Origin of the sequence: Brevibacillus parabrevis, from assembly GCF_003710905.1 — a bacterium.
Classification (GTDB): Bacteria; Bacillota; Bacilli; order Brevibacillales; family Brevibacillaceae; genus Brevibacillus; species Brevibacillus parabrevis.
The window spans coordinates 53,193-75,227 of the sequence record NZ_RHHV01000010.1 but is presented as its reverse complement, the minus strand read 5'-3'; the positions used below and the strand labels follow the sequence as shown (position 1 = coordinate 75,227).

General features: G+C 53.4%; 21 protein-coding genes. 7 read left to right on the top strand and 14 right to left on the bottom strand.

Annotated elements, in window-relative coordinates; translation table 11 throughout:
* Positions 1-126: 126 nt before the first annotated feature.
* The 5 genes from EDM60_RS13010 to EDM60_RS12990 form a co-directional block, all read right to left on the bottom strand.
* Positions 127-540, bottom strand: coding sequence for a S1 RNA-binding domain-containing protein (locus EDM60_RS13010; protein WP_063230894.1), 414 nt, complete (start codon positions 538-540; stop codon positions 127-129).
* A gap of 128 nt (positions 541-668) precedes the next feature.
* A complete protein-coding gene (locus tag EDM60_RS13005; RefSeq protein WP_122964361.1) occupies positions 669-1,787 on the bottom strand; it encodes an acetate/propionate family kinase in 1,119 nt (372 codons plus the stop codon).
* Between the two features lie 60 nt (positions 1,788-1,847).
* Positions 1,848-2,354, bottom strand: a complete 507-nt coding sequence (locus EDM60_RS13000; protein WP_122964360.1) for a VanZ family protein — start codon at positions 2,352-2,354, stop codon at positions 1,848-1,850.
* Positions 2,355-2,599: 245 nt separating this feature from the next.
* Positions 2,600-5,857, bottom strand: a complete 3,258-nt coding sequence (locus EDM60_RS12995) for an efflux RND transporter permease subunit (RefSeq protein ID WP_122964359.1) — start codon at positions 5,855-5,857, stop codon at positions 2,600-2,602.
* A complete protein-coding gene (locus tag EDM60_RS12990) occupies positions 5,850-7,088 on the bottom strand; it encodes an efflux RND transporter periplasmic adaptor subunit (RefSeq protein WP_122964358.1) in 1,239 nt (412 codons plus the stop codon). Before EDM60_RS12990 ends, EDM60_RS12995 begins: the two co-directional genes overlap by 8 nt.
* Before the next feature lie 326 nt (positions 7,089-7,414).
* On the opposite strand from EDM60_RS12990, the gene EDM60_RS12985 reads away from it, so the two are divergent.
* The 3 genes from EDM60_RS12985 (at position 7,415) to EDM60_RS12975 (ending at position 9,698) form a co-directional block, all read left to right on the top strand.
* Positions 7,415-8,107, top strand: a complete 693-nt coding sequence (locus EDM60_RS12985; RefSeq protein WP_122964357.1) for a CoA transferase subunit A — start codon at positions 7,415-7,417, stop codon at positions 8,105-8,107.
* A 48-nt stretch (positions 8,108-8,155) separates the two neighbouring features.
* Entirely contained in the window at positions 8,156-8,812 is a 657-nt protein-coding gene (locus tag EDM60_RS12980; protein WP_063230888.1) for a CoA transferase subunit B, read from the top strand.
* A 190-nt stretch (positions 8,813-9,002) separates the two neighbouring features.
* Entirely contained in the window at positions 9,003-9,698 is a 696-nt protein-coding gene (locus tag EDM60_RS12975; protein ID WP_122964356.1) for an alpha/beta hydrolase, read from the top strand.
* Here the strand turns inward: EDM60_RS12975 and EDM60_RS12970 are convergent.
* Positions 9,661-10,881: an MFS transporter gene (locus EDM60_RS12970; RefSeq protein ID WP_122964355.1), complete on the bottom strand. Its 1,221-nt coding sequence runs from the start codon at positions 10,879-10,881 to the stop codon at positions 9,661-9,663. The two genes, EDM60_RS12975 and EDM60_RS12970, sit on opposite strands and share 38 nt — an antisense overlap.
* 125 nt (positions 10,882-11,006) lie before the next feature.
* Between EDM60_RS12970 and EDM60_RS12965 the strand changes: the two genes are divergently transcribed.
* A complete protein-coding gene (locus EDM60_RS12965) occupies positions 11,007-11,927 on the top strand; it encodes a LysR family transcriptional regulator (RefSeq protein ID WP_122964354.1) in 921 nt (306 codons plus the stop codon).
* Positions 11,928-12,008: 81 nt separating this feature from the next.
* On the opposite strand, the gene EDM60_RS12960 is transcribed toward EDM60_RS12965, so the two are convergent.
* Both EDM60_RS12960 and EDM60_RS12955 read right to left on the bottom strand, forming a co-directional pair.
* A complete protein-coding gene (locus tag EDM60_RS12960) occupies positions 12,009-12,521 on the bottom strand; it encodes a hypothetical protein (RefSeq protein ID WP_122964353.1) in 513 nt (170 codons plus the stop codon).
* Positions 12,522-12,551: 30 nt separating this feature from the next.
* Positions 12,552-12,941 carry a hypothetical protein gene (locus EDM60_RS12955; protein ID WP_122964352.1) on the bottom strand — a complete coding sequence of 130 codons (390 nt, stop codon included), beginning with the start codon at positions 12,939-12,941 and terminating at the stop codon, positions 12,552-12,554.
* A 321-nt stretch (positions 12,942-13,262) separates the two neighbouring features.
* Between EDM60_RS12955 and EDM60_RS12950 the strand changes: the two genes are divergently transcribed.
* From EDM60_RS12950 to EDM60_RS12940, 3 genes are all read left to right on the top strand, one after another.
* On the top strand, positions 13,263-13,832 hold the full coding sequence (locus EDM60_RS12950) for a TetR/AcrR family transcriptional regulator (RefSeq protein ID WP_122964351.1): 570 nt from the start codon (positions 13,263-13,265) through the stop codon (positions 13,830-13,832).
* A gap of 61 nt (positions 13,833-13,893) precedes the next feature.
* A complete protein-coding gene (locus tag EDM60_RS12945; RefSeq protein WP_063230881.1) occupies positions 13,894-14,232 on the top strand; it encodes a DMT family transporter in 339 nt (112 codons plus the stop codon).
* On the top strand, positions 14,232-14,546 hold the full coding sequence (locus EDM60_RS12940) for a DMT family transporter (RefSeq protein ID WP_122964350.1): 315 nt from the start codon (positions 14,232-14,234) through the stop codon (positions 14,544-14,546). Before EDM60_RS12945 ends, EDM60_RS12940 begins: the two co-directional genes overlap by 1 nt.
* Before the next feature lie 149 nt (positions 14,547-14,695).
* Here EDM60_RS12940 and purU read toward each other — a convergent pair whose 3' ends face one another.
* From purU to EDM60_RS12910, 6 genes are all read right to left on the bottom strand, one after another.
* Positions 14,696-15,592, bottom strand: a complete 897-nt coding sequence (gene purU, locus EDM60_RS12935; RefSeq protein WP_122964349.1) for a formyltetrahydrofolate deformylase — start codon at positions 15,590-15,592, stop codon at positions 14,696-14,698.
* Positions 15,593-15,704: 112 nt separating this feature from the next.
* Complete coding sequence (locus tag EDM60_RS12930; protein ID WP_122964348.1) at positions 15,705-16,376, bottom strand: TetR/AcrR family transcriptional regulator; 672 nt, start codon at positions 16,374-16,376, stop codon at positions 15,705-15,707.
* A 17-nt stretch (positions 16,377-16,393) separates the two neighbouring features.
* On the bottom strand, positions 16,394-17,533 hold the full coding sequence (locus EDM60_RS12925) for an ABC transporter permease (RefSeq protein WP_122964347.1): 1,140 nt from the start codon (positions 17,531-17,533) through the stop codon (positions 16,394-16,396).
* Positions 17,530-18,288, bottom strand: coding sequence for an ABC transporter ATP-binding protein (locus tag EDM60_RS12920; RefSeq protein WP_122964346.1), 759 nt, complete (start codon positions 18,286-18,288; stop codon positions 17,530-17,532). The genes EDM60_RS12925 and EDM60_RS12920 overlap by 4 nt, the downstream gene beginning before the upstream one ends.
* Positions 18,285-19,475: an HlyD family secretion protein gene (locus tag EDM60_RS12915; RefSeq protein ID WP_122964345.1), complete on the bottom strand. Its 1,191-nt coding sequence runs from the start codon at positions 19,473-19,475 to the stop codon at positions 18,285-18,287. Before EDM60_RS12915 ends, EDM60_RS12920 begins: the two co-directional genes overlap by 4 nt.
* A 274-nt stretch (positions 19,476-19,749) precedes the next feature.
* A complete protein-coding gene (locus tag EDM60_RS12910) occupies positions 19,750-21,948 on the bottom strand; it encodes a DNA topoisomerase III (RefSeq protein ID WP_122964344.1) in 2,199 nt (732 codons plus the stop codon).
* Between the last annotated feature and the right edge of the window lie 87 nt (positions 21,949-22,035).

Below are 22,035 nucleotides of genomic sequence, written 5' to 3'. Positions count from 1 at the left end.
TCTCTCGCAATTTGTTCGTTCAAAAATGCGCAAAAAAGACAGGGAAGCTCCCTGTCTTTTTGCTCTAGTGTCAACCTCGTAAAAAAAAGGACGGGATGTCCCGTCCTTTTTCTGTTATCACAAGGCTTAGTAGCCACGTTTTGCGTTCTTTTTGTTGATAGTCGCAAGGTTCTCTTCGCTGTGCTTCAACCATTTTTTCAATTTGTCCTCGAAGGAAGCTGCGTTGTCGCGTTTTGCATTTCCTCCGCGATCGCCTCCACGATATCCACCACCACGGCGCTCTTCACGCTCCGGACGCTCAGGCGCTGGGAGTGCGGCGCGAACCGAAAGCGAGATTTTACCTGCATCATCAATGGAGAGAACTTTTACCTTTACTTGTGCCCCCACGGTAAAGTGATCATTGATATCTTTTACAAAACCGTTTGCTACTTGGGAAATGTGGACCAGCCCCTGCTCGGTTTCGCTGACTGCTACGAACATCCCAAACGGTTTAATCGCTGTCACTTTTCCTTCGATGATGCTTCCCACTTGTACTGCCATCCAGTTTGCACTCCTTTTATTATTTCAGAAAAATGGTGAGAACCTCAAACCAGAAGCCTCATTCTCCTAGTATAGCAGAGAAATTCCAATACTGAAAAGCCTATTCTTTCTAGATGACGCACTTCATGCTAGTGAAAAGACAGCTGGTACGCGTCTGTAGCCATTACAAGCTCTTCGTTGGTAGGAATTACCATGACTTTGACCGGAGAATATTCCGTACTGATAAATGCTTCACCTTTGCTGCTGCGATTGGCTTCGCGATCCAGATTGACCCCGGCAAATTCCAGTCCGGTGCAAACCATTTCGCGTACGGTAGAACTATTTTCTCCAACACCTGCTGTAAAAATAATCCCGTCTACGCCATTCAGTCGCGCCAAATACAGCCCAATATGTTTATGCAAAATCGTTGTGAACAATTCCAGGGCAAGCTGGCTGCGATAATGTCCCGCTTCTGCCTTTTCCATAACGTCGCGCAAATCGTTGGACACACCGGATACGCCCATCAATCCGCTCTTGTTGTTCAAAATCGTAATGGCTCCGGCTGTATCCGTTTTTTCGATTTCCTCAATGTACGGAATGATCCCCGGATCGATGTTGCCGCTGCGGGTTCCCATGGACAGTCCCGCCAAAGGCGTCATTCCCATCGACGTATCAAACGATTCTCCGTAGCGAATCGCGGTAATGCTGACCCCGCTGCCGATGTGGCAACTGATCAGTCGCAGCTGTTCTTTCGGACGGTTCAACATCTCTTCGGCGCGGCTCATGACATAGCGGTGAGACGTGCCGTGGAAGCCGTATTTGCGGATTCCGTAATGCTCGTAATACTCGTATGGCAGCGCGTATAGATAGGAGGATGGAGGCATGGTCTGGTGGAACGCTGTATCGAAAACAGCTACGTGTTTCACGTCGGGATAGATGCTTTGGGCGACTTCGATCCCGAGCAGGTTGATCGGATTGTGCAACGGTGCAAAGCGGGACAGGCTGCGAATCTCCGCTTTCACGCGATCGTCCACGACGACAGACTGTTTAAATGCTTCTCCGCCGTGCACGACCCGGTGGGAGATAATATCAATTTGATGTTGCTTTAATGTTTCAAACACGCTGCGAATCGCATCCTCGTATTCGTCGCGTTGGATTTGCTGCAAGTAATCCTGGGCAATCAGTTCTTTGCCCGGCATGGAGTAAAGCTTGTACTTAACCGAGGAGCTGCCGCAGTTCAGTACGAGCACGTTCTTTTTGTCTGACACGAATCTCATCCACTCCCTAATCGTTCAATAAGCAGCTGCCCCGGTCAGGATGGCTGCCGCTCACTTCATTTTATAATGATATGTTCTTCGTGAATACATGTAATTGAGAAGAATTATCAACAACATCGTGACAGATCCGGCTAAATCCAGCAAGACGTCATTCACCATACCTGTCCGATCCGGGGTAAAAGTCTGATGCCACTCGTCCAGAACAGCCACAAGCAGGCTGCAAAAGGCGCTCCATGGCAGGGCGACCGCAAACGAAAGACGGTGGGAAAAAACGCGATAGAAGCTGAAAGCCAACAGCGCGAACACGGTAAAATGCGTTCCCTTGCGAATAAAAAACTCGATAAAGCCCGCCGCTCCCTTGTTCTCGACGCTGATTTCCTTGCCGGCATACGGAACGGATACCCCTTCCATCCGCTCATTCCAGCTTTGTTCATCGACTACCTTGGATATCGTACCCCGCAAATCTTGTTTGTAGTATGGCTGGGAGGACGACAGGAACAGTCCCACCAAAATCGCAGCCAACAGCAGATAATCCAAAAGCTTTTTCAATCGGCGCAAGCCAGGTTTCCCTCCTACACTCGTTTCTCCTCTCATCTTACCCGAGATTTCCCGAAAAGTCCTTGCCGAGCCTGTGAACAAAACCGTCGCGGCGGTTTTTCCTCTTTTCGGGAGCAAAAGTGGTGGGCGCAGGCGGTCGCGGCGGCTTTCCCTCTCTTCGGTAGCAAAAGCGTTGACCGCAAGCAGACGCAGCTGCTTTACGAATGCCGCTGAGCTGTTTTCACAGCAAAAAAAGACGCCAGCCGTTACGGCTTGGCGTCGTCTGTTCCCGTTGGCAACGGCAAGAAGTCCTCTTTTGCCAACTCTCTTTTCTTGTTTGCGGAACCATCCTGCGCTTCCTTGCGCATTTCTTGCGCCAGTTGCTGCTGTCTCTTTTTCCGCGCTCGTGCGTCACTGCGGCGAATCCGCTCATTTTCCTGCCAGTCCCGAATGCGGCGCACCAGGACGGGAATCGACACATCCGACTGGGCGGCCTCTCGCCATTCAGCCGCATGCTGCATGCCAGGCACAAGCACAAGAGTGGCAAACAGCGCGAACACTGTCCCGAACAACAAGGCACTGGCGAACGATACGAATGTTTGCCCATCCGCGAGCGAGCCTGCGGCAATCGGCAAGCTTGCCAGCACGATGGCGATCGCTATCGCTGCGGATGTGGCCCACGAGCGCTGCATGCCGCTGCGCACTCCGTTCCAAATACTCGACTGCTCGCTACTTGCTGCAAACATGTCATCGAGCTGAACCAAGGCCAGCGAGAGAAGCACAGCGCAAGCCGCAGCCACTCCGTAAAAGCCCATCAAATTCATCGGATGATCCAGCAAAAGCAGTCCCAGCGTGACGCCGCCCGACAACACAGGCAGCAAGAGGAGAGCAAACCAGCCATCCCGCGCCCGTCGTTGCACCAGAAGGCTGGTCAAGAGCACAAGCGCGACCATGGCGAGCATGACGATCAGACGTCCGCTCCAGTCTTTGTCATCGGACTGCTCTTCACGCAGTTTCTTCAGCTCATCCTCGTTCAGTATGGTGTAGCCTTTTGGAACCGTGATTTTTTCTTGCATGGCCAGCGGCAAATTGTACGCCATGCTGTCAATCCATCTTGCATCTGCGATGGCGCTGCTGACCTTGAACACGTACATGCCATCCTCCCGCTGATAAACCTGCGGCTGCTCCCCGCTCGACCAGTCGACCAGATCAGACAGGCGAACCGCCCCTTGCTGCGTGCGAATCAAAATATGTCTGACTTGTTCGGAATGGTCCATCCACTTGTCGGGAAAGCGGGCAATGACTGAAATATTGCGGTCGTTGACGAAAATGCTGCCCGCCTGTTTTTCGCCGAGATAGCTTTGCAGCTGGCGTTTGATTTCTTCCTCACTCACACGATAGCGCGCCAGCATGTCCGGTTTCGGGCGAATATCGATAAACGCGGTATTTTGCGCCGGACCGATCCGCTCATCTGTGACGATTTCCCGATTGTCTCTGTCCCGCCAGCTCATTTTTTGCAAGTAAACGAGAATTTCCTTGGCAATATGCTGCGTCGTCTCCATGGAAGGTCCCTTGACCGTGAACTCCAGGCGCGTCTTTTGCTCGCTGTTGACGACGAGCGCGAACGGGTCTGTCTGCGGAATGTCGCGGAGCTGCTTGTCCAGCTCCTTTTCCAGATCGTATACGGAGCGAGTCCACTTGGATTTGTCTGTCAGCTTGACATGCATGGTCAAGCGCTCGCGGGAGGCATCCGTATACAGATCAGCTACTTCCGGCAGTTGGCGCAGCCGTTCCTCCGCACTTTTCGCCGCTTTGATGGCATCGTCGATGTTGCTTTCCTGAACCATCGGCAGCGACAGTGTCTTCTCTTTTGGCGCCACTTGCGCAAAAGGATCGACTAGCACAAACGATTGCAAAAGCAAAACAAAAACAACCGATGCGACGAGTGTGAGTCCAAACGGCAAGTAGCCTTGCTGCACCATTTTCTCCCAGCGGACCGTCAGAGCACGCGTCACTTTTCCCGGCGTTCGAGGGATGTTCTCTCCTGCGTCAGCTGGCTCCGGTTCCGCCAGCCATGTCGCTGTCAGTACCGGGATGATCCAGCCATACACCAGGGCAAAGCTCGCTGCGCCGAGAACGATGACAGGCCAGGCGTCAAACAGGACGGCTTTATCCTCCGCTTTGAGCATGTCTGTCATGACGATGGTGAACCAGGCCGCTGCCATCACCACGAGCGCGAGCAGCAGCGGCTTCACGACCGTCCAGGCTGTTTTCAGGCTTCCCGGGAGCGAATAGGCGCCAAGCCTGTCCAGGCGGGAAAAGAAAGTCGCGCCTGCGACGAGGTAGACAAGCACAAACACAAGCAGCGGCCCCAACGCGGAAAAGGTAAACTTCATTCCAAAGAGCCACAGCGCCCCCAAAACGGTTCCGCTTGCCATGAATACAGCCAAAAGCGACAAGGCGGCAGGGCCGATCCTTTTCAAGGAAGCGAGCAGATAAAGCGCGATGAGAACAGCCGCCACGCCACCAAGCAATGTCAGCTGAGCAATCGCCGCAGAGATCGGCTGCGCCCGATCGTCGAACAATGTCAGCTCGTATTTGCCGCCTGCATCGGTATTCAGCTCCGCCATCATCTTCGCAGTCTCTTGCCGGATGGCAGGAACTTGCCCCACTTCCGAAGCGTAAACCGATATGCCGACTGCCGGAGAACCTTGATAAACGCTTATCTCCTCGCCTTTGCTTCCTCTTGTGTCGCGAATATCAGCGAGCGTTTTCAGCGGCACATACCCTTTGCCTGTAGAAATCAGTTGCTTGCCCAGCCCCTGCGGCCCTTCTGTCTGGCTCGTCCAGGTAAAAGCTGTGCGATCCCCCGTCTTGCCAACCGTCCCGATTTGTTCGCGAATCACATCCTGCGGAAGCTGGCCCAGCACATCCTCAGGAGTCAAACCGTACGCCAGCAGCATCGACGGGCGAAAAACGATCTCGATCTGCTCCCGGACGGCTTGACCGTCGATCTCGACGCGAGCAATGCCCTGCGCCTGGATCAACTTTTCATAGACGGTATACCGCGCCACATCGGAGAGCGTCTGAACATCGCTGCCGTGAAGCAAGTAAAACCCGACCAAATTGTCTCCGAGCTTCTCCTGGCTAATGCTGTATTCCTTGACAGGCAGTGTCTTCATGATCTCGGACACCTTCTGCTCCAGGCGGTCCTTGTAGTCAGAGCCGAGATTTTCTGTCGTTTTGACCGTAATCGTTCCCGATCCGGCACGAGAATCAGAGGAAATCTGCACAGCACTGCCCAGCGCGCGTACCGCCTCCTCTACCTTCCGCGTTACGGATGACTCTACCTGATCCGCTGTCAGTCCTGACGCAGTCAGGTGAATCGTATACTCCGGCAATCCCCTGTCGGGAAACGTCGCCACATCCAGTCTGAACAAGGCGCCAATCGCGAGCAGACAGAGAAGCACGGCCTTCCAGCGGGCCAGAGCAGGCGCAATGGCTAAAAACGTTTTGTTATTCATCCGCCACCTTCACCGCCTCGCCGTCCACCACATAGGAAAGACCCGCCCCTACAATTTGGTCGCCCGGCTCAAGTCCCTCCAGAACTTCATAAAACGTACCGTGCAGCGCCCCTACTTTTACAGGCGTCTTTTCCACTGTGTTTTCCTTGATTTTCATTACGTAATATTCTTCATCGGAGATGCCGATGCTTGCGACCGGAACGATCGGCGCATTTTTTCCGGCTACCGGGTAGTGGCAAGTCACGGTCATGCCGCCTTTCCAGTTCGCGGCGCTTCCGTCGACGGTCACTTCAACCGGATAAGCCCCCACATTTTGATCCATGACAGGTGAAACAAAAGTCACTTTCCCTTCCGCCTCGCTGCCATCTGCCGATTTGACCTGCACCGTTGCTCCGGTTTGCCACAAGCCGATCTGCTCGCTATCTACCTGAAGCTTGACGATCCAACTGCTCGTATCGACGAGGCGAATAACCTCGCTGCCCGGTCCGGTTTGTTCGGACGAAAGCTGCGAGACGGCTGCGACGACACCGGAAAAAGGCGCTTTCAGTACAGCATCGGCAGCCTCTTGCTTCGCGCGGCTGAGCTGAACGTTGGCCTGGCTCACACCGACCTGTGCCTCTTCGACATCCAGTCGGTCTGCGCCCTTCATCAGTTTGTTGTACGCGATCTCCTCTTCCTCCAGGCTGAGCTTGGCTTGCTTCTGTGCCAGAGCCAGCCTGTCCAGCTCGTCTTTGGCGATCGCCCCGTTTGCAAACAGAACAGTCGCTTGCGCATACTCCCGCTCCGCCTTCGCCGCAAGCTCCTTCGCCTTTTCCACCTGGAGCTTTCTCGTCTGAATCTCGTGGCTCTCCGGGCCTGACAGTGCCTTGCTGCGCCGGATATTCGCACTGGCTACTTGCCCGGCTGCCGCCTGAATCCCCGCTTGCAAACTGGATTGATCCAAGGTCGCCAAAGTTTGGCCCGCTTTCACGCTCGCCCCTTTCTGGACGAGAATGCTCGCGATTTTCCCGGAGGTGCCAAACGAAAGCCCCAGCTCCTGCTTCGGCATGACCACGCCTGCTGTCTCCAGCATTCGCGCTTCCTGGTTCTCTACCACTGTGTAAGCACTTACCGTTTTCACCTTGATTACAGTCTCTTCTTCCATCCGTTTAAGTTCTCCGGTTCTTTGATCCAGCTTTTCGCAGCCTGTCAAAAGCAGGACAATGATCGAGAGGCTAATCCATTTTTTCATACTTTCACTCCTGCACCCTTGCGTAATGCGCCTCCTGGTGGCAGCGTAGCCCCTGCTGACCCTTCGGCAAAAATCAACGGTTCTGAGCAATCATTAAGAAAAATAATTGACAAAATATATTTTACAGAAAATAAAAACAGTTGTATCACTTTTCTGTCATTTTTTATATTTTTTTATTATCGGCCGAACTTTCGTCACTTGTTTGTAACTCGTATCCTGTATGATGAAAGGGCGGAAATATTCAAGCAACTGTCCACTTGCTTGTGAGCGCTTACAAAATCTTTTTCTCGCGTCAACGACATTTTTTCATGGTGGGAGTGATCGTCATGGCAAAAATTTACTCTTCTTATGCGGACATCGTGGCTGATATTCACGATGGAGCTACACTGCTGGTAGGCGGCTTCGGGCTGGTCGGCATTCCAGAAAATCTGATCATCGCGCTTCGCGACAAGGCCGTTAAAAATTTGACTGTCGTCTCCAACAACTGCGGCGTGGATGATTGGGGCCTCGGCCTGCTCCTGCGCGAAAAGCAAATCAAAAAAATGGTTTCCTCCTACGTCGGGGAAAACAAGGAATTTGAACGTCAATTCCTCTCGGGAGAGCTTGAAGTAGAACTGACCCCGCAAGGCACGCTGGCAGAGCGCATCCGGGCTGGCGGCGCAGGCATCCCTGCTTTCTACACTCCTGCTGGCGTCGGCACCCCGATTGCCGAAGGACGGGAAACGCGTTCCTTCAACGGCAAGGAGTATTTGCTTGAGCATGGGATTACGGGCGATTTTGCGCTGATCAAAGCGTGGAAAGCTGACAAGATGGGGAATCTCGTCTTCCGCAAAACGGCGCAAAACTTCAATCCGATGATGGCTGCCGCCGGAAAAATCACGATTGTCGAAGTGGAAGAAATCGTGGAAACAGGCGAGCTGGACCCGGATCACATCCATACGCCAAGCGTGTACGTCCAGCGTCTGATTCTCGCTCCTTCGTTTGAAAAACGGATCGAGCGCCGCACGGTCCGCTCCTGACCTGACGATCGGATCACATACAAGCTCATTTTTAGGGAGGAAACCATTATGTCGCTTACTCGTGAGCAAATCGCCACTCGTGCTGCACAAGAAATCGAGGATGGCTTTTACGTAAACTTGGGAATCGGGATGCCTACACTGGTTGCCAACTACATCCCGGAAGGAAAAACTGTCGTCCTGCAATCGGAAAACGGGTTGCTCGGCATCGGGCCTTATCCGACCGAAGACGAACTTGATCCTGATCTGATCAATGCCGGAAAAGAAACCGTTACGGCGATACCGGGCGCTGCTTACTTTTCCAGCGCGGAATCTTTTGCGATGATCCGCGGCGGCCACATCGACCTCGCCATTTTGGGAGCGATGGAAGTTTCCGCCGAGGGTGACCTGGCAAACTGGATGATTCCGGGCAAAATGGTCAAGGGCATGGGCGGAGCCATGGATCTGGTGCATGGGGCGAAAAAAATCGTCGTCATCATGGACCATGTCAACAAGCATGGCGAGACAAAAATTTTGAACCAATGCGCGCTCCCGCTTACAGGCAAAAAAGTGATCAACCGCATCATCACGGACAGAGCCGTCCTCGATGTCACACCGGATGGACTCGTTCTGGTCGAAGTCGCGGAAGGCTACACCGCGGAAGACATCCAGGCATGCACCGAGCCGAAGCTGATCATCTCGCCTGAGCTGAAAACGATCGGTCTGTAACTTTGTCTGCTCTCCTGCGCCGGAAAATGAAGCGCAGATGAATCATCGCCATACCCTCGGCCCCGGCTACCGCACAGGTGACGGGGTCTTTTCTTTGAGAGCTGCACCCGCGCAGTCGCTTCCTTCCCTCATTCGGTATATAATACGTACACAAAACCAAATTCCCAACATTTGAGAGGAAGAGATCAAGATGTCAGGAACAGTCGGTTGTCTTCTCATCCACGGATTCGCAGGAGACATCAACGACATTTTGCCGCTCGCCAAAGTGCTGCGCGAGGCTGGCTACCAGGTGGAATGCCCTACTCTGGAAGGACACGGGACGACTCGCCGCCAAATGGCACGGAGCACGCGCAACGACTGGCTTCGCTCTGCCGAAGAAGGCTACAAGCGCCTGTCCATGCGCGCCGAGACGATCGTCATCATCGGCTTTTCCATGGGCGGCCTGCTCGCTTTTCATCTGACGACCCGCTACCCTGTCGAGCTGTTAATCACCATCAACACACCATATAAATACTGGGATGTAAAAGAAGCCTTGCACTATTTGCGCGAAGACTTCCCCACCCATTCGCGCCGCTACATAAGAAGCATCGGCCGCATCCCGGTCAGCAGCATGCTCCAGTTTCGCCGACTGTTGTCCGAAACAAAGCCGCTTTTGCGCCAGGTGAAGACGCCGTATTACTTGTTGCAAGCGATGCGCGACGATACGGTCCACGCCGTCAGCGCGCAACTGCTCGCAACCAGCGTGGACCAATCCGCTTCGCCGCAAATCACCTGGTACGAGCATTCGAATCACATGCTTTTGCACGGCCCGGACAAGGAAGCGGCGATTCACGATGTGCTCGCGACGCTCAAGGAACGCTTCCCTGACTCCCCTGCCCTCGTCTGACGCTCCAAGACAGCGCGATCAGGAAGAGCGCAATCGAGAGTCCGAGGTACATGACGGGCAGGCCCGCGTGCTCATCCAGCCAAAACGCAATCAGCGGGCCCAACGCCGCTCCGAGATCGGTAATGACGGAGTAGCAGGTCATCACGGCCGTGCTGTTTGTCTGTCCGGCTGCTTCGTCGGCCGCCAGCGTATCCATTACGGTCGTGATGATCGTCGCCGTCAACTGGATGCCGAGCAAAACCGCGAGCCACGCCTCCAGAGGCAGACCGCCCTGAATGCAGGCAAACAGGAGCGAGCCTGTCAAAAGGGTCGCGACGAACATTTTTCTCCGGCCGTATCGGTCCGCCAGCCTGCCGACTACCGGGGCTGCCCACGGTTCCCAGCACCAGCGAACGCCTTGGGCCAGACTGGAAAGAACAGCGGCTCCCAGTACCAAGCCCCCAAGCACAAGCAGCGGTGTTCGCTGCTCGATGAGCCTGCTCAATGTCGAGGCAAACATCCCTTGATACACCATGGTGACCAAAAGCGCGGTCAGCATGGTCTTTTGTATGCTTGCCTGCCGCCACAAACTTCGTGACGGTGACGCCCCTGTCTCCTCCACATCTACCGCCGTTTGGTTGGTGAAGCTCGGGCGAATAAACAGGAAGACGAGCACAAGGGCAACAAGCGAACAGCAGGCGAGCACGAGCGCAGCAGGCAACAGGCCGTACCAGGTGGCGAACAGCGCTCCGGCGAGCATCCCGCCAAGGCTGCCCAGACGATACAAGCCGTTGTACAACCCCATCAGTTGTCCACGGTTATGTCTTTCCGCCACCGTCACAATCAACGAGTAAGCCCCCAGCCGCAAAAACGTCCAGGCGACACCCCACAAGGAGCGCATCGCCAGCCACAGCCAAAAACCTTGAAAGCCGTACGACAAAGTCGTCACAAAAGCCAAAATGACCGCCACCACCAGCCCGGCACGCCCGCCTGTCCGTTCGTACCATTTTCCGACCAGCGGGCCGAGCGGAACACGGATCAAGCGGTTGATCGACAACAGCACGCCTACTTCCCACAGCGAGTCCAGCCCGGCCTCCTTCCAATAGAGCGGCAAAACCACGTACAGCATGGAATCCCCCAGCATGCAAAGCGCTGTGATCAAAGCCACAGCGATGACTTGCCTTCTCCCGCTGATTTCTCTCATCTTTTGTTTGCTCCTTTACTCCTTGCCTTCTATCGCTTACCATACAAGGAATCATTCATCCGATCTAATACATATTCATACACGATTCATAAGTAATGATTATGAATGAAGGAGCGAGCAGCCAAATGAACCTGCATGCCTTGCGCATTTTTGTCGAAGTCGCCTCACGCCAAAGTGTCACTGCCGCGGCAGAAGCGCTCGCGATCAGCCAGCCTGCCGTAAGCGCCCAAATCCGCAAACTGGAGAACGAGCTGGGCTTATCGCTGCTCGCTCCCGACGGGCGGGGAATTTCGCTCACCGATGAAGGGCGGTTTCTGTTTGAAAAAGCGCGCCGCATCTACGACTGGGAACGGGAAATCGAATCCCAGCTGGCCGAGATCAGACAGGGCGAAAAAGGCAAGCTGCGCATCGCTTCCACCTACTTGCCCTCGAACTACCTCGTCCCGAAGTGGCTGGCTGAATTTAAACAGCACTACGAGCATGTCGACGTGGAAATCCGCACCCGCAATTCGCTGCAATCGATTGAGCTACTGCTGAGCTGCCAGGTCGACCTCGCCATCGTCATCAAAGAAGCGTGGGAGGATGATCTGCCCATCGATCGCGTCCACATGACAGATGTGCTCTACTGGTTCATCCTCCCCGCAGCCCATCCGTTGGCAGGCAAAGAAATCAGCATCGAGCAGCTCGTCCAGGAACCTTTTTTGCTCCGCGAACAAGGCAGTTCCACGCGCGAATGGCTGTTCTCCCTCTGCCGCGAGCACGGCGTCAGACGCCCGCGGGTCGGGCTGCAATACCACGGACTGATCGAGTCGATCCAATCTGTACGTGCAGGGTACGGAACGATGCTGGCCCCGGCGCTTGCTGTCGAGGAAATGGTCGAGCGCAACGAAATCGGGCGCGTAACCGTGCCCGGCGTCGAGATCAAGCGCCCGGTCTACATCTGCACGCGTGCAGGGGAAAGCAGCCATCGTCCTGTGGTGGAGCGGTTTTTGGAGATGGTATTGGGGAAGGGCGCCGTTTCAAATAAAAAAGCTGATCCTCAGTAAAAAGCTACTGTAATGGATCAGCTTTTGATTGGATTAAGGCTATTGCTGTGGCTTAAACGTTCCTTTATTGAGGATTCTGGTCTACTTTTCCTCCACAGATGTTAAAGCCCAAGATCGCTGCTGTTCACTTTCTGACCTCAGGCTTTTATTTTTATTGCTGTCCTGCTCTTTCAAGACTAATTCAACAGAAGTTCCCGTTCCATCATTTCGTTGAAAGACGATAATCGTTTCGCTTAAATCATCTTTAACTAGAAGCATGGGCATCAAGTCGCCTTCTTTTCGCACACTGTTAACAGCTTGGAGAATAGCATCAGAGTAACTCATTCTCTCTTCTGCCGGTAATTGCTCTAAAATGACTTTTCTATCGAAATAATCGTAAGCAGTATATTGGTCGGTATCAATATCAAACTTGTTAATCGATACTTCCCATGATTTCTGAAGTTTTTCATTCAATTCAGCAGGTCGGGTGCTTTCTGCAGCTACAAATTTTTGCGGCTTGCTGGGAGTAGCTTTTTCACCAGCCAGAGCAAAAGATCCAAGAGCGCCAGCAATCCCCGCCACAACTAACAAAGAAACAATTGCTTTTCTTTTCATTTCGTATCATCACCTTTTTTCAAAATTTTATTAATGCGGATAGTAATCCCGAGTGTCAAGTTGATCGAATGCTCCTTCAGTTTTAGATCTATACCATTTATGCGTGGTATATCCTTCGATAAAGTTATCACCTTTGGAAGATTTCGCTGCTTCAACCATTGCCTCAGCTTCGTTTCCATATTTCATGCTAACTTTCGCTGAAGAGTCATTGTCAATATATTTCCCATCACGATAAACTTCAATATATGATTTCCCCCACAAATCATCGTCTTCAGAGTCAGTTATTCCCTTGCAATAAAATTCTGGGTATCCACCTGTCTTTCCACACTTTGTTCTAGTGTCACTTCCCCACGAAGCAAAAGCTGAAGTAGCTGAGAAAATAAAAACTAAACTCAATACCCAAGCTGCTATCTTTTTCATTAGACTTCACACCTCTTATTGTTACAAAAATGGTTTTATATGTAAATTTTATTGTCAATTTAGCATCAAATCAATAAAAATATTAATTTTGTATTTTTCAATCTTTTCCCAGATTTAAATACTCCTTCTAAATTAGTTGACGCCCTTTTTTAAAATTTTGTTTCATCAAATACTTAACTAATATTGAAAATTAGAGAGTAGCTTACTTCTTTATGATTAGGTTCTTTCTCCCGATTATCTGTTTTCAGATACTTGACTTTCAAAAAGCACTTCCGCTAAAATGAATGATAATCAGTCATTTTCGATTGGAGAGTCGGACTCATGGATAAAAAGGAAAAGATCATTCAAGCGTCCATCGAAGCGTTCAAGGAAAAAGGCATCGAAAAAACCAAGATCGCCGACATTGCCCAAAAAGCGGGCATCGCGCATGGAACGTTTTATCTTTACTTCCCTTCCAAACTGTCTGTCATGCCTGCCATCGCCGAGCAGATGGTCGTGCAATTCATGAAAAAGATCGAGGCGGCGATTGCTCCCGAAGCTCCCTTGCAAGAGCAGCTGAGCCAACTCGTAGATGCCATTTTCCAGGTTACCGCTGAATACCGCGACGTTTCCGTCCTAATTTACGCGGGCCTGTCTACGACGGAACACATCAGCCAGTGGGAGACGATCTACACTCCCCTGTACGATCTGGTGGCTTCCATGCTGGAAGCGGACAAAAAGCGCAAGCTTGTCCGCGACACGCTGAATCCGGCTCTTGCCGCGAAGCTGCTGATCGGACTGATCGAGTCTGCGGCCGAGCAAGTCTACCTGTACGCGGGGTACGACGCTGATAACGAGGCCAAACAAAAAGCTGAATTGCTGACCCTCCTGGAACATGCTTTGCGGCCGTAAAGTATGTTTTCTTTTGAGGGAAAATGACTGAATATCATTCATTTTTCGAGGTGTATAGAAGATGAGAAAATACTGGATGTATGTGATGATGACGTGTTTGCTGGAAATGGTCTGGGTGTACGGCTTCAGTACCGCCCAGTTTTTGTGGCAGTGGGCACTGCTGGTGGCCGTGATTATTGTCGACTTCTACTTTTTGACCAAGTCGTGTGAAGGCTTGCCGACAGGTACCGTATACGCGATCTTTGCAGGCGCTGGCTCTGTCGGAACCGTGCTCATGGACTTCTTTTTGTTCGGCGGCAGCATGAACGTGCTGAAACTGCTCTTCATCGCGCTGCTCGTGCTGGGAGTCATCGGCTTGAAGCTGGCTGACAATCGAGGAGAAAAAGAGGTGCATCAATAATGGGTTGGCTGTTTGTCTTTCTCGCTGCTAGTTGTGAAATCGTCGGAGTGGTAGGCTTGAAGCTGTTCAGTCAAAAGAAGAACGCGCTCCATACCGCTTTGTTTGCAGGCGGGTTCGCCCTGTCCTTCGCTTTTCTGTACCAGGCGTTCAACTACCTGCAACTGAGCGTGGCCTATGCCGTCTGGATCGGGATCGGTACGGCGGGCGCTGTTTTGCTCAATATGATTTTCTTCGGCGAATCGCGAAGCGTGGCCCGTATCGCCAGTTTGCTCCTGATTATCGTCGGCGTGACTGGCTTGAAGCTTGTGTCCTGACCTAAGTCCTAAGCCTAAAAGAAACGGTCGTCGAAGCGAGACTTCTTCCCCCTTTGGACATCGCCTTTAACGCGCCAAACAAAAAAGCTTCCCTGCCTGGGGAAGCTTTTTCCTGTTGATCCTGCTGAACGCCTAATCGATTCAACCTGTTACGGGAAAACGATCGTCTTGTTGCCGTAAACCAGTACGCGATCTTCCAGATGCCAGCGGACAGCCCGCGCCAATACGGTGCGCTCTACCTGGCGTCCGAGCTGCTTCAGCGCTTCTACATCTTCCTGGTGCGATACGCGTTGCACGTCCTGCTCGATAATCGGCCCCGCATCCAGCTCCTCGGTGACGTAATGCGCCGTCGCCCCGATCAGCTTCACGCCGCGGCGGTACGCCTGCTCGTACGGCTTCGCTCCCACGAAGGCCGGGAGGAACGAATGATGGATGTTGATGATCCGCATCGCGTAGTCTGTGAGAAAACGCGGAGACAAGATCTGCATATAGCGGGCCAGGACGATCAGATCGACGCCCTCTGCCGCCTCAAGCTGCTCTTGCTCAGCCTGCGGCTTGTTGTCCTTCGTCACCGGGATGCAGCGGTACGGGATGCCAAAAGACTCCACCGTCTCCTGCATGTCCGGGTGATTGCTGACAACCACCGAAATGTCTGCGTGCAGCTCGCCGGACTTCCAGCGCCAGAGCAGCTCCAGCAAACAGTGATCTTCCTTGGAAACAAACAGCGCGACTTTTTTGCGCTTGTTCGCTTCCACCAGCGACCAGTCCATGCTGAAGCTTTCCGCTACTTGACTGAACTCGGCCTTGATCGCTTCAAAGCGCTCCTCCAGGTTGATCAGATCAAATTCGATCCGCATGAAAAAGCGGCCTGTTTCCGGGTCTGTCGTGTACTGGTCAGACTGAACGATATTCGCGCCTTGCTGAAACAAAAAGTTCGATACAGCCGCCACGATTCCCGCGCGGTCCGGGCAGGAAATGAGCATGCGCGCACGGTCTTTGTTTTTTTCCCGATACGCGAGCCAGTCTCTCTCTGATAACAAATGCATGGTTTCTCTCTCCTCCAAAAGCAAACAGCAAAAAGTTGTTTGCAATTATACCACTTTGCGGCCTTTCTGTTACAGCCAATTAGAGAGAAAACGTTCCCTTATCGATAAAATCTCATTTGCCAATTCCGTTCAACAAAATATCTACGGTCAAAGCGATCTGTTCTTCATCGCTATAATAGGCGTAATCTTCCTTGTCCAGCACCTGGCGGAACAGCACCATTCCGATCAAGGAAGACAGCACGACCCGAAACACAGCCTGGCTCGGCAGTGGACGCAGCTCGCCCGCGTCGATTTTGGCTTCGATCAGCTTTTGCACCATTGCTTTTGCGTCTTCAAATACGGTCGCGATCAGCGCTTCCCGAATCTCCGGATGGAAAAACGCCTCCTGCAGCAAGATGCGGATGTGCTTCTCGTTGGCACCGACCAGATTCAAGCGATTGCGGTACAGCTCCGCCACGATTTCTCCGAACGGCTTTTGCGCCTGCTCCCGGAAAATCTCGCGCAAGTCCTTCAAGATGAACGGTGCCGCGAACTTCACCAGAACAGGGGCGACAACCGCAAGCAAGATGTCTTTTTTCGATTTGTAATGACGGAAAATCGTTCCTTCGGCCACTCCTGCCTCTTTGGCGATCTCCGCGGTTGAGCTGGCGTGAAATCCTTTTTCCGCAAACAGCTTGACAGAGGCTCGCAAAATATTGCGCTGCTTCTCCGTCATCTCGCTCTCGTCCTTCAGCTCCTCCACATATTGCAACAGGCCCTCTTCAAACGATGGCGGCTTGTTCATACGTCACGTACGCTCCTCTATTCAATCTTCTTGCGGAACCTTCCGATGGCGACAGCCAAAATCAGCAGACTGAATGCTCCCATCCCGACGATGTCTTTCCAGAGCGCCTCGGCGCCCACGCCTTTCAAAAAGATTCCGCGCAGAATTTCCAGAAAATAAGTCAACGGGACCAGCCCGCCCAACCATTGTATCACGACAGGCATCGAATCGCGCGGGAACATGAAGCCGGACAAAAGCACGCTGGGCAGAATGAGTGCGAAAGCCATCTGCATCGCTTGCAGTTGCGTCTTTGCTACCGTAGAGATAAAAATCCCGAGGAGCAGCGTCGTCACGAGAAACAGGACTGACAAGGCGACCAACAGGCCGATGCTGCCTTTGACAGGCACCCCGAACCAGGCTGTTCCGACCAGGAGCACGAGGCAAAAGGAGAACAGGCCGACACCGACGTACGGCGTAATTTTGCCCAGCATCAGCTCCAACGGACGAATCGGCGTCACCACGAGCTGCTCCATCGTTCCCCGTTCTTTTTCGCGCACGAGTGAAAAGGCGGTCAAGATCATCGTGACATTTTGCATAATCAGCCCGATCAAGCCCGGGATGTTGAAGACGATGCTTTCCATATTCGGGTTGAACAGCACCCGTGTATCCAGCTCAAGCGGCAGTTGCAGCTCGCCCAGCCCTTGTTTTTGCAGATTTTTTTCCTGGAGCGCGATCGCCTGATGCTGCACGATCAGTTGGGCGTTGGACATGGCGGTGCGCGCGATATTCGGATCAGAGCCGTTAATGAGCAGCTGGATGTGGGCTGGCTCGCCCCGATCTTTTTTGCGCGTGTAGTCCGGCCCGATCACCAAGCCTACGTCCACCGTGCCTTCGTCGAGCATCGCTTCCAGCTCGCGGTACCCGCTGACACTGGCTGTTGCCTGAAAAATTTCCGTGTGGACAAACTGCTCGACCAACTCCCGGCTTGCCGCAGAAGGACTTTGGTTCCAAACTGCCATCTTGATGTCGCTCACGTCTGTATTGACGGCGTAGCCGAACAAAAACAGCAGCATTAGCGGCATGACCAGGGCAATCGCCAGACTGGGCCGATCGCGCTTGATCTGGATCACTTCTTTTTTGACGACGGACCAGTAGCGCTCCCAGACGAACCGCTTCATCGCGCTCCCCCCTCTGCTGCCTGCCTCGCTTCCTCCCGCCGTACCAGCTCGATAAACACGTCCTCCAGATTGTTCGCTTCCATGCGCTCAATCAATTCCCCGGGAGTTCCTTCGGCAAGCAAATTGCCAAAGAAAATGAAGCCGATCCAGTCGCACGTCTGGGCCTCATCCATGTAGTGCGTGGTCACGAGCACAGTAATTCCTTGCTTCGCCAGCTCGTGAATGACGTCCCAAAAAATGCGCCGGGACACCGGATCGACTCCCGCGGTCGGCTCATCCAAAATCAACAGCTCCGGCTTGTGCAGCAAAGCGCAGGACAAGGCAAGACGCTGCTTCCAGCCGCCGGACAACGAGCCTGCCAGCTGCTTCTCGCGTCCTGTCAAACCAGCCATCTCGATCAGCTCGGCTTTTCGCTGCTTGCGCTCTGCTGCGCCAAGCTGATACACGCCCGCGTAAAAATCGAGATTTTCTTCCACTGTCAAATCTTCATACAGGCTGAACTTTTGCGACATGTAGCCGATTCGCTGCTTGATCTCCTCGCTCTGTGTCATCACGTCGTAGCCAAGCACCGTGCCGCTGCCAGTCGTGGGCGTCATCAGCCCGCACAGCATGCGAATCGTCGTCGACTTGCCCGAGCCGTTCGGGCCGAGGAAGCCGTAGATCGAACCTTTTGGCACTGTCAAAGTCAGCTGGTTGACGGCGGTGCGCTCTCCGAAACGCTTTGTCAGTTGCTGGCACTCAATGGCGACGTTCATTGGGCGTTCTCTCCTTCTGGCAACAGCACGTCTGCTGGCATCCCCGGCTTGATTTTCTCCTGCCCTTTTGCCACGTCAATCGTCACCGCAAAAACGAGCTTCGTCCGCTCATCTTGCGTCTGCACATTTTTCGGGGTAAATTCCGCCTTTTCCGAAATCCGGCTGATCGTCCCTTTAAACGTCTCGTTCGGATACGCGTCCACCTGTATGCCGACTTCCTGCCCTTTTTGCACGCGATTCAGCTGCGCTTCCGGGATGTAGACGACGAGTTTGAGCTGATCGGCCTTCATCATCGTGAACAGCGTAGCTCCGGTTTTCGCCACTTCGCCCTGCTCGACGGAGGACCGCAACAACACGCCGTCCTCTGCTGCGACTACCCGGGTCTTGTCCAGTTGCAGCATCGCCTGGTCGAGCCTGGCCTGAGCCTGCTCCTGCGCGGCAAGCAAAGCGCGGATCGTATAGACCGTGCTGCCTTCCCGGGCCAAATCAAGCTCTGCCTGCGCCCCTTGCTCCTGCGCCTTGGCTGTGCCGATCTGGGCTGCCGCCGCAGCTGCCTCCTCCTCTGCCGAGCTGTACGCCGCTTTGACTTGCGCCACCTGGGCCGTCCACTGGTTCAGCTGCGTCGTCGCCTGGTTCACCGCTTCTTTTTGCATGTCCAGGTCTTTTTGCGAGATCGCGCCTTTTTCGTACAGAGCCGTCACTTCCTGAAGCCGTTTTTGCTGAAAATGCAGCGTCTCCTCCGCTCCCTCGCGCTGCGCCTCGACCTGCGCCAACTGCTGTCTCGCTCTGGCAATCCCCGCTTCGGCCTGACTGCTTCTGGCCTGTGCCAAGCGGATGTTGGCGTTCGCTTGCTGGACGGCTGCCACTCCCTTCTGAATCGTCTGGTCGCGGGAGCCTGCCTTCGCTTCCTCCAGTTTGGCTTTCGCCTGTTCCAATGCTGCTTTCGCTTCTGCGACGCTGATCTGGTAGCTGCGCTGATCGATTTCCGCCAGCACTTCGCCTTTTTTCACCGTGCTTCCTTCCTCGGCGATCACCCTCGTCACCGTCCCGCCTACTTCTGCCACGACAGGCCATTCATCTGCTTCAATCGTTCCGGACAAAGACGGCTGCTTTTCGCCGAACAACCCGCAGCCTGACAAGGCAAGAGCCAGACTGCCGATCCATACCGTGCGCAAAATACGCTTCATGCAACATCTCCTCGTTTCGTATAATAGTGAGCGCTCACTTTTGCTGATGTGTAAAAAAAGAGCGCGTTTTCGCTTGCTTTTGCATGTTCATGGGGGATTCGTTTATCCATGATGGCTGGTTATCATTTTGTAAAACATAAAAGCGAGTGATTACTCACTTTTATACTCTGAGTATATGCCCCTTCCGCCCGACATGCAATCGCTTTTTTTCGCTACTCAAAGAAAAAACGCCCCGGTCCATATGCGACCTGGGCGTTTGCGAGTTGTGCTGCGATTACTCGAACTTGAATTTGGACAAAGCGTCTTTCAGCGCAGAGTTGATGCCATCGTCGTCGGTATGCTCCTGCTTTTTCAAGTAGTTGGCCACTTCCTTTTTGGACAGCTTGCTGCCCTTTTCCTTGTCCCGGCGATCCTTGAAAGTAGACAGCTTCTCTTTGTGCCCGCACGCGCATACAAACATTTGCCCTTCTCCCTCGCCGCGCATCTCCAGCCGCTTGTGGCATTTCGGGCATCTCGCGTTTGTCTGCTTGGAAATGTTTTTGCGATAGCCGCACTCCCTGTCCTGGCAGACGAGCATTTTGCCGCGCTTTCCGTTGACTTCCAGCAAAAGCTTGCTGCACTCCGGGCATTTGCTTCTCGTCAGGTTGTCGTGGCGGAAGGCTTTGTCGCTGTTTTTGATTTCCTGCACCACTTCTTTGGCGTACGTTCGCATTTCCTCGATAAACGCTCGCTTGTTCAAGCTGCCTTTGGCGATTGCGGCAAGCTTTTGCTCCCACTGGGCGGTCAAAGTAGGCGATTGCATCTCGTCGGGAACAAGCTCCAGTAGCTGCTTGGCTTTCGCCGTCACAAACACATGCTTGCCCCGCTTTTCCAACAGGAAGCTGTTAAACAGCTTTTCGATAATATCTGCGCGCGTGGCGACCGTACCAAGCCCGCCCGTTTCTCCGATCGTCTTGATCAGCTCTTTGCTCTCGTTTGCCATGTATTTGGCCGGATTTTCCATCGCGGACAGCAGGCTTGCCTCTGTGAACGGCTCCGGCGGCTTCGTCTCGCCTTTTGTTTGCGCCACATTTTGAATCTGAAAGCGATCGCCTTTTTCTATCTTGGGCAGCCATTGCTCTTTCAGTTCATCCTGACCTTCTTCGTCTGCCACATCGTGGTCGTACGCTTCTTTCCAGCCTTGGGCCAGCACCGTTTTTCCTTTGGCGACAAACCACTCTCCGCCGATTTTTGCCTGGATCGTGGTTTGTTCGTACTCAAACGGCGGCAAAAGCACGGCAAGGAAGCGCTTGACGACCAGGTCGAAAATTTTGCGCTCCTTGTCGCTCAAATCCCCGAGAAACACCGCTTGCTCTGTCGGGATGATCGCATGGTGGTCAGATACTTTGCTGTCATCGACAAACGACTTCGCCGCTTTGATCGGCGACCGCAAAATTCTGGCTGCGAGTGGCGCGTACGGCTTCATCTGCACCGCCTTGACCCTGTCTGGCAGCGTCTCTACGATATCTGCCGAGAGATAGCGGGAATCGGTGCGCGGATAAGTGACGGCTTTATGATGCTCATAAAGGCTCTGCATGATGGACAGCGTCTCTTTTGGCGAATAGCCGAACATCCGGTTGGCGTCCCTTTGCAGTTCAGTCAAATCGTACAACTGTGGAGCGTACGTCTTTTTGTGTGCGCGGGTGACTTCGCTTACTTCCGCGCTTTTTTCCTGCTTCAAGGAGGCGAGCAGCTGGTCTGCCTTCTCTTTGGAAAACGTTTTGATGTCTTTCGTCTTCTGATCTTGCCATTGGAGCGAGATCGCCTGGTCTGTTACAGCTCTCAGGCCGTAAAAAGGCTTGGGCGTAAAGCGGCGAATTTCTTCCTCTCGGGAAGCCACGATCGCAAGCGTAGGCGTCTGGACGCGGCCGCACGACAGCTGGGCGTTGTGCTTGGTTGTCAAGGCGCGGGTCGCATTGATGCCGACGAGCCAGTCCGCTTCTGCGCGAGCGGCTGCGGAGGCGTACAGATTTTCATACTGCTTGCCGTCCTTCAGATTGCGAAACCCATCGCGAATCGCCTTGTCGGTCACGGAAGAAATCCACAGACGCTTGATCGGCTTTTGCACATGGGCCATCTCGATGATCCAGCGGGCGACAAGCTCGCCTTCGCGCCCGGCATCGGTTGCAATGACGATTTGCGAGACGTCGCTGCGCCGCATTTGCTGCTTCACAGTCTGGAACTGCTTGTTGCTCTCCCTGATGACGACAAGCTTCAAAGGCGACGGCATGATCGGCAAATCTTCGATGCGCCAGGAGCTGAACTGCTGCCCGTAAACCTCCGGATCGGCCAGCGTCACCAGATGCCCCAACGCCCACGTCACAATATATTTATCACCTTCCAGAAAACCGTTCCCTTTTTTCTGGCATTGCAATACTTTCGCGATATCTCGCCCGACGGACGGCTTTTCCGCCAGCACAAGTGTTTTGCTCATCTGTGACACCCTTTCAATCAGTCGCTATCTTTCCATTCTAAACAAAAAACCGTCCCGAGAGGACTTTATCTGCTGGTTATTTTTCCT

What these genes read in the sequence shown, in the direction of transcription:
- EDM60_RS12915 (WP_122964345.1), bottom strand. Translation starts at nt 19,475, where the DNA reads ATGAAGCGTATTTTGCGCACGGTATGGATCGGCAGTCTGGCTCTTGCC.
- EDM60_RS12940 (WP_122964350.1), top strand. Translation starts at nt 14,232, where the DNA reads ATGGGTTGGCTGTTTGTCTTTCTCGCTGCTAGTTGTGAAATCGTCGGA.
- EDM60_RS12990 (WP_122964358.1), bottom strand. Translation starts at nt 7,088, where the DNA reads ATGAAAAAATGGATTAGCCTCTCGATCATTGTCCTGCTTTTGACAGGC.
- EDM60_RS12930 (WP_122964348.1), bottom strand. Translation starts at nt 16,376, where the DNA reads ATGAACAAGCCGCCATCGTTTGAAGAGGGCCTGTTGCAATATGTGGAG.
- EDM60_RS12985 (WP_122964357.1), top strand. Translation starts at nt 7,415, where the DNA reads ATGGCAAAAATTTACTCTTCTTATGCGGACATCGTGGCTGATATTCAC.
- EDM60_RS12995 (WP_122964359.1), bottom strand. Translation starts at nt 5,857, where the DNA reads ATGAATAACAAAACGTTTTTAGCCATTGCGCCTGCTCTGGCCCGCTGG.
- EDM60_RS13010 (WP_063230894.1), bottom strand. Translation starts at nt 540, where the DNA reads ATGGCAGTACAAGTGGGAAGCATCATCGAAGGAAAAGTGACAGCGATT.
- purU (WP_122964349.1), bottom strand. Translation starts at nt 15,592, where the DNA reads ATGCATTTGTTATCAGAGAGAGACTGGCTCGCGTATCGGGAAAAAAAC.
- EDM60_RS12925 (WP_122964347.1), bottom strand. Translation starts at nt 17,533, where the DNA reads ATGAAGCGGTTCGTCTGGGAGCGCTACTGGTCCGTCGTCAAAAAAGAA.
- EDM60_RS12960 (WP_122964353.1), bottom strand. Translation starts at nt 12,521, where the DNA reads ATGAAAAGAAAAGCAATTGTTTCTTTGTTAGTTGTGGCGGGGATTGCT.
- EDM60_RS12975 (WP_122964356.1), top strand. Translation starts at nt 9,003, where the DNA reads ATGTCAGGAACAGTCGGTTGTCTTCTCATCCACGGATTCGCAGGAGAC.
- EDM60_RS12970 (WP_122964355.1), bottom strand. Translation starts at nt 10,881, where the DNA reads ATGAGAGAAATCAGCGGGAGAAGGCAAGTCATCGCTGTGGCTTTGATC.
- EDM60_RS12950 (WP_122964351.1), top strand. Translation starts at nt 13,263, where the DNA reads ATGGATAAAAAGGAAAAGATCATTCAAGCGTCCATCGAAGCGTTCAAG.
- EDM60_RS12910 (WP_122964344.1), bottom strand. Translation starts at nt 21,948, where the DNA reads ATGAGCAAAACACTTGTGCTGGCGGAAAAGCCGTCCGTCGGGCGAGAT.
- EDM60_RS12955 (WP_122964352.1), bottom strand. Translation starts at nt 12,941, where the DNA reads ATGAAAAAGATAGCAGCTTGGGTATTGAGTTTAGTTTTTATTTTCTCA.
- EDM60_RS12980 (WP_063230888.1), top strand. Translation starts at nt 8,156, where the DNA reads ATGTCGCTTACTCGTGAGCAAATCGCCACTCGTGCTGCACAAGAAATC.
- EDM60_RS12945 (WP_063230881.1), top strand. Translation starts at nt 13,894, where the DNA reads ATGAGAAAATACTGGATGTATGTGATGATGACGTGTTTGCTGGAAATG.
- EDM60_RS12965 (WP_122964354.1), top strand. Translation starts at nt 11,007, where the DNA reads ATGAACCTGCATGCCTTGCGCATTTTTGTCGAAGTCGCCTCACGCCAA.
- EDM60_RS12920 (WP_122964346.1), bottom strand. Translation starts at nt 18,288, where the DNA reads ATGAACGTCGCCATTGAGTGCCAGCAACTGACAAAGCGTTTCGGAGAG.